The 17,455-nt window shown below is 64.2% G+C and carries 19 protein-coding genes; 8 read left to right on the forward strand and 11 right to left on the reverse strand.

Features of this window, described 5'->3' with window-relative positions; all coding sequences use genetic code 11:
- The first annotated feature begins 4 nt into the window (after window positions 1-4).
- Entirely contained in the window at window positions 5-1,105 is a 1,101-nt protein-coding gene (locus tag EPL01_RS15500; RefSeq protein WP_135826185.1) for a sodium:calcium antiporter, read from the forward strand.
- Here the strand turns inward: EPL01_RS15500 and EPL01_RS15505 are convergent.
- On the reverse strand, window positions 1,068-1,442 hold the full coding sequence (locus EPL01_RS15505) for a ubiquitin-like small modifier protein 1 (RefSeq protein ID WP_210424166.1): 375 nt from the start codon (window positions 1,440-1,442) through the stop codon (window positions 1,068-1,070). The genes EPL01_RS15500 and EPL01_RS15505 overlap by 38 nt on opposite strands.
- A 715-nt stretch (window positions 1,443-2,157) precedes the next feature.
- On the opposite strand from EPL01_RS15505, the gene EPL01_RS15510 reads away from it, so the two are divergent.
- From EPL01_RS15510 to EPL01_RS15520, 3 genes are read left to right on the forward strand one after another with little or no spacing between them, the layout of a single operon-like run.
- Window positions 2,158-3,315 carry a thiolase family protein gene (locus EPL01_RS15510; protein WP_135826186.1) on the forward strand — a complete coding sequence of 386 codons (1,158 nt, stop codon included), beginning with the start codon at window positions 2,158-2,160 and terminating at the stop codon, window positions 3,313-3,315.
- A gap of 1 nt (window position 3,316) precedes the next feature.
- On the forward strand, window positions 3,317-3,682 hold the full coding sequence (locus EPL01_RS15515; protein WP_135826187.1) for a Zn-ribbon domain-containing OB-fold protein: 366 nt from the start codon (window positions 3,317-3,319) through the stop codon (window positions 3,680-3,682).
- A gap of 52 nt (window positions 3,683-3,734) precedes the next feature.
- A complete protein-coding gene (locus EPL01_RS15520; RefSeq protein ID WP_135826188.1) occupies window positions 3,735-4,115 on the forward strand; it encodes an FAS1-like dehydratase domain-containing protein in 381 nt (126 codons plus the stop codon).
- Window positions 4,116-4,154: 39 nt separating this feature from the next.
- Here EPL01_RS15520 and EPL01_RS15525 read toward each other — a convergent pair whose 3' ends face one another.
- The 3 genes from EPL01_RS15525 to EPL01_RS15535 form a co-directional block, all read right to left on the reverse strand.
- Window positions 4,155-4,568, reverse strand: coding sequence for a hypothetical protein (locus tag EPL01_RS15525; protein WP_135826189.1), 414 nt, complete (start codon window positions 4,566-4,568; stop codon window positions 4,155-4,157).
- Window positions 4,569-4,600: 32 nt separating this feature from the next.
- Window positions 4,601-5,365 carry a hypothetical protein gene (locus EPL01_RS15530; protein ID WP_135826190.1) on the reverse strand — a complete coding sequence of 255 codons (765 nt, stop codon included), beginning with the start codon at window positions 5,363-5,365 and terminating at the stop codon, window positions 4,601-4,603.
- A 224-nt stretch (window positions 5,366-5,589) separates the two neighbouring features.
- Entirely contained in the window at window positions 5,590-5,814 is a 225-nt protein-coding gene (locus EPL01_RS15535; protein WP_210424167.1) for a Sec-independent protein translocase subunit TatA/TatB, read from the reverse strand.
- Between the two features lie 104 nt (window positions 5,815-5,918).
- On the opposite strand from EPL01_RS15535, the gene EPL01_RS15540 reads away from it, so the two are divergent.
- Window positions 5,919-6,485 (forward strand): metal-dependent hydrolase, encoded by a 567-nt coding sequence (locus tag EPL01_RS15540; RefSeq protein WP_135826192.1) that lies wholly within the window; start codon window positions 5,919-5,921, stop codon window positions 6,483-6,485.
- Here the strand turns inward: EPL01_RS15540 and EPL01_RS15545 are convergent, their stop codons facing one another.
- Both EPL01_RS15545 and EPL01_RS15550 read right to left on the reverse strand, forming a co-directional pair.
- Complete coding sequence (locus EPL01_RS15545) at window positions 6,486-7,421, reverse strand: DUF7547 family protein (RefSeq protein WP_210424168.1); 936 nt, start codon at window positions 7,419-7,421, stop codon at window positions 6,486-6,488.
- A gap of 444 nt (window positions 7,422-7,865) precedes the next feature.
- A complete protein-coding gene (locus EPL01_RS15550) occupies window positions 7,866-9,098 on the reverse strand; it encodes a GNAT family N-acetyltransferase (protein ID WP_135826193.1) in 1,233 nt (410 codons plus the stop codon).
- Between the two features lie 104 nt (window positions 9,099-9,202).
- Between EPL01_RS15550 and EPL01_RS15555 the strand changes: the two genes are divergently transcribed.
- The gene (locus EPL01_RS15555; protein ID WP_135826194.1) at window positions 9,203-9,493 is read left to right on the forward strand and encodes a hypothetical protein; all 291 of its coding nucleotides are present in this window, start codon (window positions 9,203-9,205) and stop codon (window positions 9,491-9,493) included.
- Here the strand turns inward: EPL01_RS15555 and EPL01_RS15560 are convergent.
- Entirely contained in the window at window positions 9,490-10,587 is a 1,098-nt protein-coding gene (locus EPL01_RS15560) for an NADH:flavin oxidoreductase/NADH oxidase (RefSeq protein ID WP_135826195.1), read from the reverse strand. The genes EPL01_RS15555 and EPL01_RS15560 overlap by 4 nt on opposite strands.
- 183 nt (window positions 10,588-10,770) lie before the next feature.
- Between EPL01_RS15560 and EPL01_RS15565 the strand changes: the two genes are divergently transcribed.
- Window positions 10,771-11,493 carry a DUF7504 family protein gene (locus EPL01_RS15565; protein ID WP_135826196.1) on the forward strand — a complete coding sequence of 241 codons (723 nt, stop codon included), beginning with the start codon at window positions 10,771-10,773 and terminating at the stop codon, window positions 11,491-11,493.
- An 8-nt stretch (window positions 11,494-11,501) separates the two neighbouring features.
- On the opposite strand, the gene EPL01_RS15570 is transcribed toward EPL01_RS15565, so the two are convergent.
- From EPL01_RS15570 to EPL01_RS15580, 3 genes are all read right to left on the reverse strand, one after another.
- Entirely contained in the window at window positions 11,502-12,251 is a 750-nt protein-coding gene (locus EPL01_RS15570; RefSeq protein WP_135826197.1) for a hypothetical protein, read from the reverse strand.
- A gap of 94 nt (window positions 12,252-12,345) precedes the next feature.
- Window positions 12,346-12,879, reverse strand: a complete 534-nt coding sequence (gene dpsA, locus EPL01_RS15575) for a DNA starvation/stationary phase protection protein DpsA (RefSeq protein ID WP_135826198.1) — start codon at window positions 12,877-12,879, stop codon at window positions 12,346-12,348.
- Between the two features lie 500 nt (window positions 12,880-13,379).
- Window positions 13,380-14,237 carry a carbon-nitrogen hydrolase family protein gene (locus tag EPL01_RS15580; RefSeq protein WP_135826199.1) on the reverse strand — a complete coding sequence of 286 codons (858 nt, stop codon included), beginning with the start codon at window positions 14,235-14,237 and terminating at the stop codon, window positions 13,380-13,382.
- A 201-nt stretch (window positions 14,238-14,438) separates the two neighbouring features.
- Between EPL01_RS15580 and EPL01_RS15585 the strand changes: the two genes are divergently transcribed.
- On the forward strand, window positions 14,439-15,869 hold the full coding sequence (locus tag EPL01_RS15585) for an aldehyde dehydrogenase family protein (RefSeq protein ID WP_135826200.1): 1,431 nt from the start codon (window positions 14,439-14,441) through the stop codon (window positions 15,867-15,869).
- 28 nt (window positions 15,870-15,897) lie between these two features.
- Here EPL01_RS15585 and EPL01_RS15590 read toward each other — a convergent pair whose 3' ends face one another.
- Entirely contained in the window at window positions 15,898-17,190 is a 1,293-nt protein-coding gene (locus EPL01_RS15590; protein ID WP_135826201.1) for a glycoside hydrolase 5 family protein, read from the reverse strand.
- Window positions 17,191-17,455: the final 265 nt, after the last annotated feature.

Consider the following 17,455-nt stretch of genomic DNA (forward strand, 5'->3'; position numbering starts at 1 on the left):
GGTGATGTGGTACCCAGTCGGACTCTTCGTCTCCGGTGTCGCGGTGGTCTTGCTCCTCGGTTCGCGGTTCAGTCGCGTCTCGGAGGAACTGGCCGACGCCATCGGTATCGGGCAGACCATCGGCGGGATGATACTGTTAGGTGCTAGCACCTCACTGCCCGGCGTGATTATCTCGTTTGACACCGCGCTCGGCGGCCAAGCGACCCTGTCGGTGAGCAACGCCGTCGGCGGAATCGCCGCGCAGACGGCGTTCATCGCCATCGCGGACGCCGCCATGCGACGCGGCCCGCTGAGCGAAGAGGTGACGATGGCGGCGAGTCTCATGCAACTGGCCGTCTTGCTGTTCCTGCTGACGCTCGCCTTGCTTGCGATGCTCGCCCCGAACACGTTCGTTCTCTTCGACGTTCACCTCGCGTCGCTCGCGCTCGTCGTCGCCGTGATTCTCGGATTCCGGATGGTCCAGACGTCTGAAGTCGAACCGAAGTGGTATTCCCGTCGGTTACGCGGTCAGAAGACCGGAGTGACGGTCTCTGGCGAGTCCGGGGAGACGACCGCTGGCGAGTCCGGAGTGACGGTCTCTGGCGAGTCCGAGGAGACGACCGCTGGCGAGTCCGGAGAGACGGCTTCTGATTCCACCCGCACGCCAGCGCTCGTCGGCGAGTATCTCTTGATTGCCGCCCTCGTGGGCGGCGCTGGCTGGCTGCTCTCCTACGGCGGGCAACAGGTGATGACCGAAACAGCGCTATCCCCGATGCTGGTGGGAATGACTGGGATGGCGATTGCGTCGTCACTTCCCGAACTGGTGACGTCCGTCGCGGCCGTCAGACGCGGCGCGGTAGCACTGGCAATCGGGGACATCATCGGCGGCAACGTGTTCGATACGCTCATGTTAGCGCTCGCCGATTTCGCCTATTCCGTCGATTCGATTTACGCGCACGTGACTCTCGAAGTACTCTTTCTGGTGGGAATGACCACCATGATGAGTAGCGTGCTACTCATCATGTTGGTCCGGCGCGAAACGGAAGACTTCGGGACGAGTATCGGCACGGAGAGCTACCTCATCCTCGTCATCTACGTGGTCGGGTCGGCCTACATTCTGCTGTGAATCGCGGTCTCTCTGACACCGGAACTGATGAATCACTACCCCCGTGAATCGGATTCACGAAACTCACGTCGTCGCCGTCCTCCAGAACCGTGTCGGCCTCGGCGCTCTCGCGGCCGTTCTTCAGCGCCCGGACGCTGTCGCGGATTTCCCCGTCGTCACCGAGGAGTCTGCCTTCGAGCGACGGGTACTCCTCGGCGACGTCGGCGATTGCCTCCGCGAGCGTGGATTGCGCGGGGAGTTCGCGCGTGAGAGATTTCTGGCCGACCTCCTCGCGGAAGGTGGCGTAGAACTTGAGTTCGACGGAGATTGGGTCGTCGGAGTTGTTCCGCGCTGACATCGGTTTCTTGCGTGTGGATTTTCTCGGCAGGGGTTAGTATCCATCGCTGGTTAGGGGATTAGAGAGCGACTGGATTTCGAGAAACCGACAGCAGAACCGGGAGAGCTGGAAGGGAGAACGTTTCTTGAAGCCCCCGCCCGGTCGCGGTCGCTCGCCGGGATATTTCCGCGCCTCACCGCACCGCATCGGCGCGGAAATAGTGCCCGCCGAGACGACCACGTAAACGCGACCGGGCGGCCCCTTCATCCACCCGTGGTAGTCTGTTCGACCTGTCGTCGCCGTTGGCTGTTCCGCGGCGCACCGGCAGGAAAATAATGATATTTTCTAAAGAAATAATATCCTATGTTAAAGAATCCAGAACATTTCTCTACGGCGCAAGCCCCTGCGCTCGGACGACCGAACAACCGGGATGCTCGACTGAGCAATCCACAGAGCGCGCTCGGTGGACTAACCGCCGGGTGGGATGAAGGGGTCGGCCGCTCGCGGGCCGTCAGGCCCGTGGTCGTCTCGGCGACCCCTATCTGTCGCAACTACGTCCGTCAGATATGTCGCCGAGCGACCGCGAGCGGGCGAGGGCTTCAATAAACGTTCACCACTACGGCTAGCGCCGAACCAATGCAGTCCACTTCCCGCACAAATCCAAAATCGCTATCGAATCGACGCCAGTTTCCCCGCATCCCCGACTTATAAACCAGCACTCCACATTCTCACAGGCATGGACCGAGTCGCAATCATCGGAGCCTCGATGACCAAGTTCGGCGAGCGCGAGGAGTGGTTGCGCGGACTCCTCGCCCAAGCCGGGCGCGAGTGCCTCGACGACGCGGGCGTGGCCCCCGACGAGGTGGACCACCTCTACGTCTCGAACATGGCCAGCGGCGAGTTCGAGGGTCAGACCGGCGTCTGCAACGCGCTGGCCCACGACCTCGGCGCGATGCCAGCCTACACACAGCGCGTTGACCAGACCTCCGCCTCCGGCGGGGCCGGAATCTACGCCGCGTGGCAGTCGGTCGCCTCCGGGGCCTCGGAGATGACCCTGCTCGTCGGCGGCGAGAAGATGACCCACCGCACGACGGCGGAAGCCACCGACGTCATCGCTTCGCTCACGCACCCCGTCGAGTACAAGCACGGCGTCACGCTCCCCAGTTTCGCCGGTCTCACGGCCCGCAGATACCTCCACGAGTACGACGCCCCGCGCGAGAGTCTGGCGAAAGTCGCCGTCAAGAACCACGAGAACGGCCTCGACAACCCCCACGCCCAGTTCCGCAAGGAGGTCGATTTGGAGACCGTGATGGAGTCGCCCATCGTGGCCGACCCCCTGCGCCTCTACGACTTCTGTCCGATTACCGACGGGAGCGCCGGACTCCTCTTCTGTTCGGAATCGGTCGCTCAAGAACTCGTCCCCGAGGACGAGTACACCGTGATTTCGGGCATCGGCGGCGCGACCGACACCCACGTCGTCCACGAGCGCGACGACCCGACCGTCATGGGCGCGGCGGTCGAGAGTTCCGACACGGCCTACGAGATGGCCGACCGCGAACCCGACGACGTGGACGTGGCGGAACTCCACGACATGTTCACTATCCTCGAATTCCTCCAGAGCGAGGCCGTCGGCTTCTTCGAGCAGGGCGAGGGCTGGAAGGCCGTCGAGGAGGGCGTCACCGAGCGCGATGGCGAGTTACCCATCAACACCTCGGGCGGCCTCAAATCGAAGGGCCACCCACTCGGCGCGAGCGGCGTCGCACAGGCCTACGAAATCCACCAGCAGTTGCTCGGCGAGGCGGGCGACCGGCAGGTCGAGGCCGAGGTCGGACTGGCCTGCAACGTCGGCGGCTTCGGCAACTGCGTGACCACCACCATCATGGAGGAACCCTGAGATGACCCTGAACGCCTACCGATGCCCGAACGGGCACGTGACCTATCCGGGCCACGAACTCTGCCCGGAGTGCGGTGAGGAACAGACCGAGGAAATCGACCTCAGCGACGAGATTGGTGAAGTCGTGACGTGGACGACGAACACCGCGCCCCCGCCGGGCGTCCGGCAACCGAACTCGCTGGCAATCGTGGAGTTCGAAGTCGAGGGGACTTCAGTGCGCGCAATCGGTCAACTCGCGGAGGACAGCGAGGTCGAAATCGGCGACGAAGTCCGGCCGGTGTACGCCGAGGAGTTGCGAAATCCCGACGCCGGGATTCGGGAGCGCGAGAGTCAGGAATGGGACGGGTATCGGTTCGAATCGGCGTAGAGTTTTTTCGAACCGGACGCATTTTTGTCGAGACGCCCGACAGGGAGAACGAATGACTCGACCACGCGAGGGCGACACACACCGTTTCGAGCGTTCGTTTACCCCCGAGGAAGTCCGCCAGTTCGCCGACCTCTCGGGCGACGAGCAATCTCGCCACCTCGAACCCGACGACGAGGGCCGACTGCTGGTCCACGGCCTGCTCACGGCCACGATGCCGACCAAAATCGGCGGCGAACTCGAAGTCCTCGGGCGCTCGATGGCGTTCGATTTCCATCGACCGGTCTACACCGGCGAGACGCTGACCTGCGAGATGGAAATCGACACCGTGTCCGTGCGCGACGACCACTACGAACTCGAAGGGTCCGTCACCTGCTGGAACGACAGCGACGAGGACGTGATGACCGGGAGCGTCGAGGGACTGGTCTGGAAGTAGGGCGAATGTAGTTGGATAATTCGTAGTGCTGGAATCCCTTTACGATAGGTATTCTTCGTTAATTTTGAAAATCACGAGTATTCCTGCGATAGAAGCAAGCACGAACGTCACGGAACCGGCGACCAGAAAGGGCACGCCTCCGACGGCCGAAAAAATTCCTCGAAAAATTGCTATTCCTACCGGTACGCCGATGAGACCGCCAGCAGTTGTTGCCCCTACCGCTTCGGCGAATCGGCGTTTCTGCGTCTTTCGGTTCGTATACCGTGTATAGTCGAACTGCTCGACACCTTTGAATCCTAAATACAGTATCGAGGGTACTCCGGCAGGAATCGAAATAAGTACGGAACTATACAGATCACTAGAGCCAAGAAGAAGAATTACGATAGTAGTCCCGGATATGAGCGAAATCAAGCTAAGAGCTGCGATCGCTCTATCCCGAATCTGGAAAGTCATGTTAAAAAATCACCGGTTAATGTGCTTAATTATTACGATGTGGACGATGCGAGTCCTGCCGCAACGAGCAATCCAGATACAATTGAACTCAGCGGAAGCAGGAAAACCGCCAAGGCGAATCCACCGAGCAGGGCACCCGTATACACTAACTCCTCTTGATTATTTTCAAGCCAATTTGCAACTTCCTGAAGCGCATTGACCCAAGGAGAAGGCTCGTCCACGAGATTATCTTTTTTATACCCCGCGTCACAAGCAGGTGTTGGAAGTTGAACACAGGCACCAGTATTTTCTTGTCCAACCCAAAGACATCCACCGTCATCAACTCCAACCCAAATGTTCAAATCAGTACTCAGGGAACCAGCCTGATAATCTTGAATCGTGACTTTAATCGAGTGAAGTACAGGAGTTGTTCCACTACTACACTCTCTCGTCCCCTTCAGAATTTGTGATGCCGTCGAAACACACACTTCATTTCCATTATCATACTGGTAACACGCGTCAATCGGCAGATCGCCCGGATTTATATAGTCGTCAAGGATATCGTATGTTACCTGGTAATCCTGTTCTGAGTTAGTAGTATCCCATTCTGTGTCTGAAAGGCCTCCACCACCTGCTGGGAGATTCATTTCTGTTCCAACATCGGGGGAGTCTGAGTCACTAATTCTGTCTGCTGACCCTCCGGCTGTTGCTAATCCAGAGAAGTTACTTCCGGTAACTCCTGCGGAGGCAGTAAGGCCCATCATCCGTAGAATTTTTCTTCTTTTTTCAGCACTTCCTTCTTCGCTTTTTTCTGCCATGCAGTCGGATATAACCCGGCCTGTTTGAATAATTTCTATCCTTATGTTATATAATATTTTATCTCGACATATATAATTCGGACTCTAGAATTCATACAAGGGAATCGAATCCGGAACCAGCGACTCGAAAGGTAGACGTTAGTTCGCTATTTCGACTAACGGATAGACTCACATTCCCAAAAAGATGTTTAGACAACAGGATTTCAGACGTTCGCGGTCTGGTCCTAGAAGTCGTCATCACCCGAAACGCCCCGCTCGATGCTCTCGGCCGACTCCCGGATCTCGCGCTCGATGTCCTCGCGGCCTTTCTTGAACTCGCCCATCGCTTGCCCGGTCGAGCGCGCGAGTTTCGGGAGTTTGTTCGCGCCGAACAGCAGGACGGCGACCAGCAGGATAATCATCATTTCCATTCCGCCCGGTACGGGTCCGAACAGCGGTGTCAGACTCATAACGATACTGCTACGCGACCAGTCGCTATCAACTTCTCGCGTGTCTGACTGTCAACATCTGATAAACCGATAGATTAACATTGAATCCACGGCCGGTTCTCGGTATGTTTCCGCCGGGCCACTACGGGATGGCGCTCGCCCTCTACGCCGTGGTCGGGTACGCCCTGCTCTCGCGGGGGTACGTCCGGGACGCCCTCTCCGGCGGCGGTATCGTCCTCTCCTACGCCCTCTTTCCGGACATGGACGGTCAGTTCGAGGTTCTGGTCCACCGGGGCGTGACTCACACGCTCTGGTTCGCGCTCGCGGTCGGCACCCTCTGCGTGCTGGTCGTGGCGTCGTCGCTCGTCAAGCGGCCCCGCCGCGAAGCCATCAGGGGCGCGCTCTGGGCGTTCTTCCTCGGGAGTTTCGCGGTCGTGGCCCACCTGCTCGCGGACCTGCTCAACCCGTGGGGCGTGATGCCGATTTACCCCGTCTCGCCCGCGCTCTACTCGCTGGACCTCGTTCGCGCGACCAACGACGCCGCCAACTACGCCATGCTCGCGGCGGGGGTCGGCATCGCCCTCCTCGCGTGGTCCGCGGGCCGACCCGACGCTCGCCCGACGCTCGCCCGGCGACTCTACCGCCGACTCCGGGGCGAGGAGTCGGTCGCGGAAAAAATCGGCGCGGAGTAGCTATTCGTCGCTGTCCGCGGGGTCGTCTGCGTCGTCTGATTTGGAAGTATCGCCTTCCGAGTCGTCAGACTCCGACGCTTCCGCCTCCTCGCCCTCGGAGTCGTCTGCGCTCGCCTCGCCCGCGCCGACGCTCGGGTCGCCGCGCTGGCGCTCTTCGAGTTCCTGCTTGATGGATTCGAGTTCGGCCTCGACGTCCACCTCGGCGCGGTCGGCGTCCTCGTCGGGCGATTCCGTTCCGGCGTCGTCCGCTCGGTTCTCCTCGGTTTCGTCCGTGTCGCCGTCCCCGCTCTCGTCGGCGATTTCGATGGTCGTCGGTTCGTCCAAGTCTCCCGCCGAGCGGTCGCGGTCAGTTCGATTCCGGCCAGTCCGGTCGCGGTCGGCCTCGTCTCCGTCCGAGTCGGTGCGCTCGCGGTTGATGTCTCGCTCTCGCTCGCGGGACTCGGCGACCTCTCGGCTCTCGCGCTCGACCCGGTCGCGTATCTCGCGGTTGATGCGCCGGGCGTCGTCGAGGATGCTCCGGGCCTCGTCCTCGCGGGGCAGGTCGCTCTCCCGAATCGTCGTCTCCACGTCCTCGAGCGCCGATTCGAGGCGGTCGAGGGTGAGTCGGCTCGCGTCGCTCGCGCGGCGTTCGAGTCGGTCGCGCTCCTCGTTCACGACGCTCCGCTCGGGGTCCAGCACGCGGATGACCTGTTCGAGCGCCTTCAGCGCCCGGATGTTGGCCTCCAGCACGGCGATGGCGGTCGGGATGGCGTACTCGCCGGTGAACGACAGGACCTCGCGCGGCGTCGGCGGGCGCGGCAGGCCCAGCGGTCCCTCCGGCGGTCTGCCCAACTCGTCGCGGAGTTCGCGGACGCGGGCTTCGAGTTCCTCGACGCGCTCGTCCAACTCCTCGGGGTCTCTGGAGGAGTCGCGCCGGTCGTCGCGGTCGTCTCTCATGGCAGGGCCTACGTGTCGCGCGGTAAAGAGTTTGGGCGCTTTCGGGAGTGGGGTTGGACGGTTTTCCGAGGGCTGATTTCGGAAGTGAGTCGTGAATCGGGAATGGACGCCGAGAAGGGAGGTGATGACTGCCCAGAGGAAGCGAGCTACTGCCGAAGCCGAGGAGTTTTCCGCACCGCCCCGCGACCGCGGGCCTCACACCTCCCCACCCTCTTCCTTCACTTCCTCACTTCGTTCGGTCGTTCAGTCATCCACCGGCAGACAAACCGCGTCTGCCGAACCTTCGTTCGCTTTGCTCACGAAGACCTCGCGCGGTTCGGCGCGGCTACAGGAGGCCGCGCCAGCGCGCGCCAGATGGTCTGAAGCAATTTCTAGCAATTTTCAGCAATTGAAAATATTTTCTTAGAAAATTAAAAAATGTCCGAGCCTCGCTTTCCCGCCAGCTCAGAACCGTTCTCGAAGGAACACGTCGCGCTCGGGGAACATCGCCGCGAGGGCGTCGCGCGCCGAGGAGTCCCGAACTTCGAGGTCGGCCAGCGCCTCGGCGTCCGCGACCGAGTGGTAGCCGACGAAAACCTGCGAGAGCGCGCCGACACCGGCGGACACGTCCGCGTCGGCGCTGTGCGACGTGTCCGCGTCGGTCGTCGTGGCGGAGCTTTCGGCCACGGGTTCGCAGGTAGCGCGGCCCTCCTCGACCGTGACCCGGAAGGTGCCGTCGTTCCAGTCGGCGAGCGGGTCGGCGACCGAGAGCGTGAACTCGGCGTCGAGGTCGGTCGGGTACTCCACGGCCTCGAAACCGGCGGGCACGTCCACGAGGCGGACCATCGGGCCGGGTTTGACCTCGCAGTCCACGTCGGCGGGGTCCTCGGCCATGTCCAGCAGGCCGGTATCGACCGGGCCGTCGATGCGGACGCGCTCGACCTGCGAGTCGTGGTTGGCGAGGAAGCGCAGGAGGTTGATTCGGGCTTCGAGGTCGGGAGCCACGAACTCGTGGGCGTCGAGGCGCTTGCCCTCGTCGCCCCCTTCGACGCGGTAGACGACGTAGCCCCGGAGTTCGCCGTCTCTCTCCCAGCCGTAGGCGTAGGGGTCGGTCCGCCAACTGCCGAGGGTGCGCTCGCGCCACCACTCCTCGGTGCGCTCGATGGAGAGTTCGTAGCCCTCGTTGTCGGCGGCGAGAATTTCCGCGAGGCGCTCGTACTCGTCGGCCTCCACGGAGCGGAACTCCCCGCCAGCGAGAGGAGAGTCCCGAGTGAACGCGAGGGCCTCGGGGTCGCACTCGTAGCGAGTCCACTTGGTCGCCAGTCCCCAGCCCTGTCGCTCGTAGAAGGGATGCTCGAACGCCCAGAGCGCCGTCAGAAAGGCCCCGCGCTCGCGGTACTCCGACAGCGACTCCGCGAGGAGGCGGGTGACGTTGCCCTCCCGGCGGTGGTCCGGCGGCGAGGCCACCGCCGACAGGCCGGGCATCTCGAACTGCTGGCCCCGGAGCGAGGTCTGGAACCAGTGGTGAGCGCAGACGCAGAGCATCTCGTCGCCGTCGAGCAGGACCCTGTCCGCGCCGGGTTGCTCGTCGGGGTCCCACTCGTAGTCGTCCTGCGGCCCCTCTTGGAGGTTGAAAGCGTAGTGGAGGAACTCCTGAAACTCCTCCTTCCGGTCGTCCGGAAGTTCGCGGTAGTCCATACCGAAGGGCGCGTTCGGGCCGGACAAATAGGTTGCTCAGGTGTGTGACGAGTTCGCAACCCTAAATCACGAAGAATTTTGTCGCCTGCGCGTCACTCCGAGGTATGTCCTCCGAAGACGCATCCGCCACGGATACGCCCCGAATCTCTGCCCGCGACGCGCTCGACTACGCGACCCACGACGAACTGCTGAAACTCTACGGCGTCCTCGTCGTCGGGTGGATCGGAATGCTCTTCGGCCAGTTCGTCTCCGGGACCGCAGGCAACCCGTTCGCCCGCCTCATCGGCCTGTTCGTCGTCCTCGGAGGCGTCCTCGCGTTTCTGGTCGGCGTCGTCGCAATCGTCCGCAAACTGCTGGTCGATAGGCGGGAGGCCAGCGAAAGGCCCCGGAGCTAGTTTCCGACTGCGCGCCGGTACTGAATCGGCCACTCGACGTCCTCGTCCGCACCCAACTCCTCGGCGGCGTGGAGCGCGAAGTAGGGGTCTCGGAGGTGTTCCCGGCCGACGATGGCGAGGTCGGCGCGCTCGTTCCGAATCAGCGCGTCGGCCTGCGCGGGTTCGGAAATCCCGCCGACAGCGCCGACGAGCGCGTCGGTCTCCTCGGCCACGCGCTCGGCGTAGCGCACCTGATAGTTGGGTCCTGTCTGGGGAATCTGCTGGTCGGGGTGGATTCCCCCGGCACTCACGTCGATGAGGTCCGCGCCAGCGTCGGCGAGGAGGGGCGCGAGTCGGGCGGTCTCCTCGGCGGTCCACGACTCGCGGTCGGGGAGCCAGTCGGTCGCCGAGACCCGGACGAACACCGGTTTGTCGTCGGGCCAGACCGCTCGGACCTCGGAGACGATTTCGCGGACGAGGCGGGTTCGGCCCTCGAAGTCGCCGCCGTACTCGTCCTCGCGGCGGTTCGTCGCGGGCGAGAGGAACTCGTGGAGGAGATACCCGTGGGCGGCGTGGACCTCTGCAATCTCGAAGCCAGCGTCGAGGGCGCGCTCGGCCCCGGTGACGAAGGCGTCTTTGACCGCGGCGATGTCGTCGTCAGTCATCTGCTTCGTCACGGGCGGTTCGTCTTCGTCGAAGGGGTAGGGAACCGCGCTCGGCGCGAGGGTCTCCCAGCCGCCCTCGTCGGGTTGGAGGGGAACGCTGCCGTCCCACGGCGGCGTCTTGCTGGCCTTCCGCCCGGCGTGGGCCAACTGGATTGCCGGGGTCGCGCCGCGCTCGGCGATGAAGTCGGCGATGGGCGCGAGCGCCTCGGCGTGGTCGTCGCTCCAGATGCCGAGGTCGTCGGGCGAGATTCGGCCGCGGGGTTCGACCGCGGTCGCCTCGGTCATCACGATGCCCGCGCCCCCGGTGGCTCGACTCCCGAGGTGGACCTCGTGCCAGTCGGTGGCCAGACCGTCGCCGTCGCAGGAGTACTGGCACATCGGCGACACCATCACGCGGTTTCGGACTTCGGTTCCGCGAATCGACAGCGGACTGAAGAGATGGTCGCTCATCGACCCACACTCGGGGCGGGGAATCTGAAAGGTCTCCGCTCGCCCACGTTTCTTGCCGAGGGTTCAGCCGTCGCTTTTCAACCCTCCGAAATACTTATTGCACTTCTAGCCGTTATTGGTGAATCAATGTGTGGGGAGGAACGAAGGGGGAGTTCGAAAGCGACAGCGCGATTTCGGCATCGGTTGGCCGACCTCAAGCGAAACGGGTGTAACATCCTACTCGTCGGCACCGACGCGCTGGATTCGGCCTGTCAGCGACTCTTGGGGGAGTCGAGCGCCGGGCCTCGGTATCGACTGTTCGTAACGACAGACACCCGACCGCCGAGAGCGCACGCGAGGCTCAAATCGGTCCAGTCGGGGCCGTACACCGACGCCGCCGCGGTTATCGACTGGGACGCCGACGTCCGGGGCGGGACCGCGACCGACTGTGGCGGGCCTGAGTCCGGCGAGTCTGACTCGGGAAGACCCGACCGCGACGACGTCGATTCGCTCGGTGGGCCCGGATTTCGGGACTCCAGCGGACCGCAGTTCCACCAGTACGCGGTCGAGAGCGACGACCTCCGGGACCTCGGGACCGCAGTCGAGGAGACCATCGAGGAGTTCGACGACGAGTCCGGCGGTCTCTCGCCCGCAGAGCTACGGCTCTGCTTCGACTCGATTACGCCGCTGGTCGCCGACCGCGAGGGCCGGGACGTACGCCGGTTCCTGCTCGGACTCACCGAGACGGTCGAGAAGTTCGACGGGATGGCCCACTATCATCTGCCCAGCGAGTACGGGTCCGAGACGGTCGAGGAGTTGGAGACGCTGTTCGACGCGGTCGTAGAGGTCCGGCACGCAGACAGCGAGGTAGAGCAACGCTGGCACCTGCAGGACCCCAAAATCACGACCGACTGGGTGCCGCTGTAGCCGCTTTTTCACCCCTTCGCGCCGCTCCCCGCGGCGACTGTCCGGTCGCGCTCGCGGCCGACGTACCACCGGTAGTCTTCGAGGAGTCGCTTCCAGACCTTCGGGTCGCCCCCCGGCGAGTCCCGATTGATTTTGCGTATCCGGCGGAGGTCGCGCTCGCCGAGTCGGTCGAAGTGGGGCTTGCCGAGCAGTTCCCGAATGCCGCGGGACTCCTCGGTGCCCTCGATGCGCTGTTTCCGGCGTTCGCGGTCCTCCGCGACGAGTTCGCGGGGGCTGAGGCTGTAGTAGTACGACTCGAAGACGGGAAACCACCCCTCGCTGACGGCCCGGTTCGTACAGGCTAGCAGGGTCGAGCGCACGGTCTTTCTGTCTCGCTGGCTCTCGGCCTGTTCGAGTGCGGATTCGAGGAGGGCGTCGTGGGCCGACAGCAGGGTCCGGAGTTCGCCCACGCAGTCGCCGAGCCGCTCGGCGGTCTCGATGCGGAAGAGTTGCTCGGCGTTCTCGTCGTGCTTGAGGTACTTGCCCTTGGCGTCGTCCTCGTACTCGCGGGCCTCGAAATAGCTCTCGTTGAGACTGACCAAGGCTTTGAGGTAGGCCGACTTCTCCGCGTCGGCGTCGACGGGCAGGCGGACGACTTTCTGGCCCGCCGACGAGAGCGCTTCGAGAAATCGCTCGCCGTTGTAGCGGACGTAGCCGTGACGCCCGTCGTTCTCCTCGACGAGATATTTCGAACCCGTGAAGAACGCTTTCGACACCATCGAGCGTTATTCGTTAGAAAAAGTCACGTGGTAATAAACCTCTCGCGGATTATCAACCGCGAGAATCGACCGGGGTAGCGAGATTTCGGGAGGACTACCAGAGCGTCAGCGAGTCGTGGGCCAGAAAGCCGTCGATGGCGTGGGCGTCGGATTCGAGGTCAACCAACTGCTCGCGGAGCAGGTGGCCCGTGGCGTGGTCGCCGAGGCTCTCGGCCAGTTGGATGTGACTGCTGACGCTCTCGATGAGGTCGCCGTAGGCTTCGAGGTCGCTTTCGAGCGAGGCCCGCACGTCGTAGACGTCCTCGCCCTCGAAGGGGACCGGACTGTGGCGCTCCAGCGCGGCCGGACCGCTCACGGGCACGCCGCCGATTTCGCCGATTCGCCGGGCGAGCGCGTCGGCGCGCTCCTCGGCCCTGCCTGCGGCCTCGCCGAAAAACCGGTCGAGGTCACGCGCCTGCGCTCCGGCGACGGTCCAGTAGTGCTTGCGGAGCTGGTGATAGAGGACGTACGTCGCCGCGAGGTCGGCGTTCAGCGCCTCCACGACCTGCTGGGCCTTCTCGGAGTCGAATCGGACGGCGTTGCCCTCGACGGTGCCCGCCTGCTGGCGTACCTGTCGCTGTTGACTCATGCTAATTCTCCTCCTGCACCGGGTACCATCGGCGGGCGCTTAAGCCTACTCGCGGATTGGAGGCCTTCGGAACGTTTCGTGTGGGAATCGTAGGAGTGGATGGGACCGAGGAGGTAGGCGAGAACCGCAGAAGCGGACGGGAACCGCAGGAGTAAACAGGACCGCGATGTCCTCGAAAGCCCTCGCGCGGTTCGCCCTTTCAGTCCGCCGAGGTGGTGGATTTTCCGGCCCGGCGCGCGCTGGCGCGGCCTCCGTGCCGCGCCATCGGCGTGCGAGGGATGAGTAGCGCAGGCCGAAGGCCGAGCAACGCAGTCGGTTGGGGAGGGTGTGGTTCGCTGTAGCGGTGCGGTAGACGCCTAGGCTTCGGGAGTAGCTAGCTACTGCTCGGCTTCTCCAGTAGCGCCGACAAATCAATCCCACTCCGTCACGAGACTCGTAGAGCAATTAGAACACACAGTAAGAATAACTATTTAATTCCTAAACAAATAATATCAATTCCCTCAATCCTCTAGAACCGGGATAAACTCACGGCACTCGCGCAAAACCGCAGGGTCCAACTCCGCGAGTAAATCCCGGTCGCTCCGGTTCAACCCGGCCTGCACGCTCCCGTCCGGCCGGACCACCCGCGAGCGCCCCGCGTACTCGGTCGAATCGCCGACCGTCTTCTCCCCGGTCCGGCCCGCGCCGACGACCCAGCGAACCCCGTCGAGGGCGCGAGCGCGCAGGAGGAGCTTCCAGTTCTGGCTGTGGGCGGCGGGCCACGCGCCGACGACGAACAGCGCGTCTACCTCGGGCGTGGCGAAGGCCGCGCTCTCGCCGACGAAGTTGAGGTCGTAGCAGGTGAGCAGGCCCGCGGTGCCGACCGGCGTCTCGACCGTGACGCGCTCGTCGCCCGGTTCGAGGACCTCGCGCTCGGTCGCCCAGAGGTGGCGCTTGCGGTAGACCGCCGCGTCGCCGTCAGGGTGAAGGTACGCCGCGGCGTTGTACTGGTGGACAACCGAGTCGTCCTCCCGCGCTTCCTCCACGAACCCGACCAGAAGCGCGGTGTCCGACTCGGCGGCGAGGTCGCGCAGGCGGGCCAGCACCTCGCCGTCGCGGGCGAGCGCGACGTCTCGGAGTCGCTCGTCGGCGACGAACCCGGTCAGCGCGTACTCGGGGAACAGCGCCACGTCCACCGAGGAGGGCAGGTCGGCCACGCGCTCCTCGATTGCGGCGAGGTTCGCGTCCACGTCGAGGTCGGCGACGGCCATCTGGCAGGCCGCAATCGTGGGCGGGGAGGACGAATCCGAGGCGTCGGAGCCAGCGGGCGTCGTATCAGAGCCAGCGGGCGTCGTATCAGAGCCAGCGGGCGTCGTCATGGTCGGGTGGTGGCGAGCGCGGGAGAAAAGCGGTCTGGAATCGGGGTAACGGGCGAAGCCGTCTGGAATCGGGGCATCGGCGAAGCCGCCTGGAATCGCGGCGGTCCGGTCAGAAACTCCGACGGCGAGACGCGAGTATCGCTATCGTCATTAATCCGATTTTGAGTAAATATTTTACCCACGGAGCGCCAAGTGGTGGGTATGTCACAACAACCGCTCCAGCGTCGAGAACGCCTCTACATCGACGGCGAATGGCTCGACGCCGACGACGTACTCGAAGTCACCGACCTCGCGGACGGCGGGACGTTCGCGCAGGTCGCCGCTGCGAGCCCCGAGCAGGCCGACGACGCGCTGGCCGCCGCGCAGGCCGCACAGGTCGAGATGCGCGAGACGACCATCCCCCAGCGCACCGAGTGGTTGGACCAGATTGCGGACGGACTCCTGGAGCGCAAGGAGGAACTCGCCGAGGTCATCGTCCGCGAGGCGGGCAAGCCCATCTCCTCGGCCCGCGGCGAGGTCGAGTCGGCCGCCGAGCGGTTCCGCCGCGCGAAGGAGGAGATTCGCGCGCTCAAGGGCGAGTTCCGCGAGGGGACGACCGCCGGACACGAGGGCTGGAAGGCCATCGTCAAGCACGAGCCGATCGGCACCGTGCTGGCGATTACGCCCTACAACTACCCGGTCTCGACCACGGCGCTGTCGGTCGCGCCCGCCATCGCCGCCGGGAACTCGGTCATCCTCAAGCCCGCCAGCGACACGCCCGTCAGCGCCGCGATTCTGTCGGAAGTCGTCTCCGAACTCGACATGCCCGACGGCGCGTTCAACTTCGTGTCGGGTCGCGCGAGCGAAATCGGCGACGTCCTCTCGGGCGACGACCGAATCAACGCCATCTCGATGACCGGGTCGAGCGGCGCGGGCAAGCACGTCGCCAAGGAGAGCGGCATGGTAAATCTCCACATGGAGCTTGGCGGGAACGCCCCCGCAGTCGTCTTCCCCGACGCCGACTTGGGCGACGTGGCGGGCCAGTGCGCCAAGGGGTCGTTCAAGTACGCCGGTCAGCGATGTTCCGCGGTGAGCCGAGTGCTGGCCCACGAGGAGGTCCACGACGACGTGGTGGACCTCCTCGAAGCCGAGATGGATAGCTGGCAACCCGGCGACCTCTTCGAGGAGGACACCACGATGGGGCCGCTCATCAACGAGGGGCAGGCCGAGTGGGTCGAGGAACTCGTCGAGGACGCCGTCGAGAAGGGCGCGGACCTCGTCCGCGGCGGCGAGCGCGACGGCATCCACTTCGAGCCGACCCTGCTGGCGAACGTCCCCCACGACGCCCGCATCGTCCACGAGGAGCAGTTCGGGCCGGTCGCGGCCGTCACGACCTTCGAGGACGAGGAGCAGGCCATCGAGATTGCGAACCGGGGCGAACTCGCGCTCGACGCCGCGGTGTTCACCAAGGATTACGACCGCGCGATGGGGTTCGGCGAGAAGTTGGACGCTGGCGCGGTCCGCATCAACGGCGCTCCGAGCCACGGCCTCGGCGACATCCCCTTCGGCGGCAACAAGGCCTCCGGCATCGGTCGGCAGGGGCTTCACACGACCATCGAGGAGATGGTCCGCGAGAAGAGCATCATCCTCTGAAGCGCGGGACAGAAGCGCGAGGCGGATTTTACTCTTTATCCGAGCCGAGTATCCGCCGGATTCGCTCGGCCAGCGACTCGCGGAGGCCCCGGAAATCGCCCGCGTTCGGGGGACTCTTGGCTTCTATCCCGCCGGATTTCGAGTCCCTGTCGGTTGGCTTCTTCACGGCGGAACTTAGCCCCGGATACGGGAACTGGTGGGCGCGCCACGACTTGGGGAAAGAGTGTCGTCCCGGCAGGTCGGGCGAGCGCCCGGCGACGGCCTCGGCGTCGAGGTTCGAGTAGACCGCGCCGTCGGCGTGGAACAGGCCGTTGACCCGGCCCTTCTGGCGTGGGTTCCGGAGGTAGGCCGGGCGGAGCATCAGACTCCAGAAGAAGTCGCCGTCGATGGTCCCCTCCTCGCGGAGGTCGTTCATCGTCGGCGCGAGGCTGGCGAGGTTGGGCGCGAAGCGCGAGGGCGGTTCTTCGAGCGTGCGCTGCCACTCGGTACACCAGAGGGGTTTTCTCGATTCTGTGTCCCCTGTGTCCCCTGTGCCCCCTATTTCGTCGGCGAGCGCGCGCTGCGTTTCCGCGTAACGCCGGGCCGCAGTCGGGTTCTTCGGGAGATTCATGTGGAACTGATAGGCGTCGAGGCCGCGGAGTCCGTCGAGTGCGTCGCTATCGTCGTAGAACTTGGCGAAGCGCACGTCTTTCGTGCCCATCGTGAGGAGCGCATCGGGGGTTTGCTGGCGGACCGCCCGGAGCGCGTCGAGGACGAAGTCCCGGCGCGGCTGGACCTTCCCGGGTTCGTTCATGATTTCGGTGGCGAGGAGGCGGTCGTCTTCGGCGTACTCCTGCGCCCACCGCCGCGCGAAGTGGATGGGAGAGCGGGCGTACCCCTTCCAGTTGCGCGGTTGGAGGACTTCGGACCGAGACGGGGAGTGGACGCCGAAGGCGTTCCGCGGGTCGGTCGCGTGGAGGTTCTCCTCGGTGGGCGGGGACTTCGGCGGGGCCTCGAACAGGACGACGAGCGGTCGGATACCGCGGGCCTCGCAGGCGGTCAGGAAATGCTCGACGTGGGCGAAGAAGGTCGGTCCCTCCTCGCGCCAGTACTCGTAGGAGGCGAACACCCGGAGGCTGTTCAGGCCGAGGTCCGCGGCGTACCCGAGGTCGCGCTCGACGAGGTGATTGCGGTAGTCGGCCCACATCTGGTAGGCGTTCCAGTCCTTCTGCGGGAGGTACACCGCGCCCCTCTCTCCTCGGGGTTGGCTCCTCTCTCCTCGGGGTTGGCTCCTCTCTCCTCGGGGTCGGGACGCTTCCCCGAATTGGGATTCGTCGTCCACGGAGAAGTGGAGTAAATATCAAGGTAAAAACGTTCGGTCGCTTCGTCTCGAACGTTTGGTCACGTCGTCTCGAACATCGGTGGGTTGCTTCGTCTCGGACATCGGTTGATTGCGTCGAGACATCGGTCACTCGGGCAAACGCGGGCGAGTCGTTCGGGCGGACGAGGGCGACGTGTTCGGAAGACAAGGGCGACGTGTTCAGAGGACAAGGGCGACGTGTTCGGGCAGACAAACGTGGCGTCTCCCCGTGGTACACGTAACCACC

This window comes from Halorussus ruber (assembly GCF_004765785.1).
Classification (GTDB): Archaea; Halobacteriota; Halobacteria; order Halobacteriales; family Haladaptataceae; genus Halorussus; species Halorussus ruber.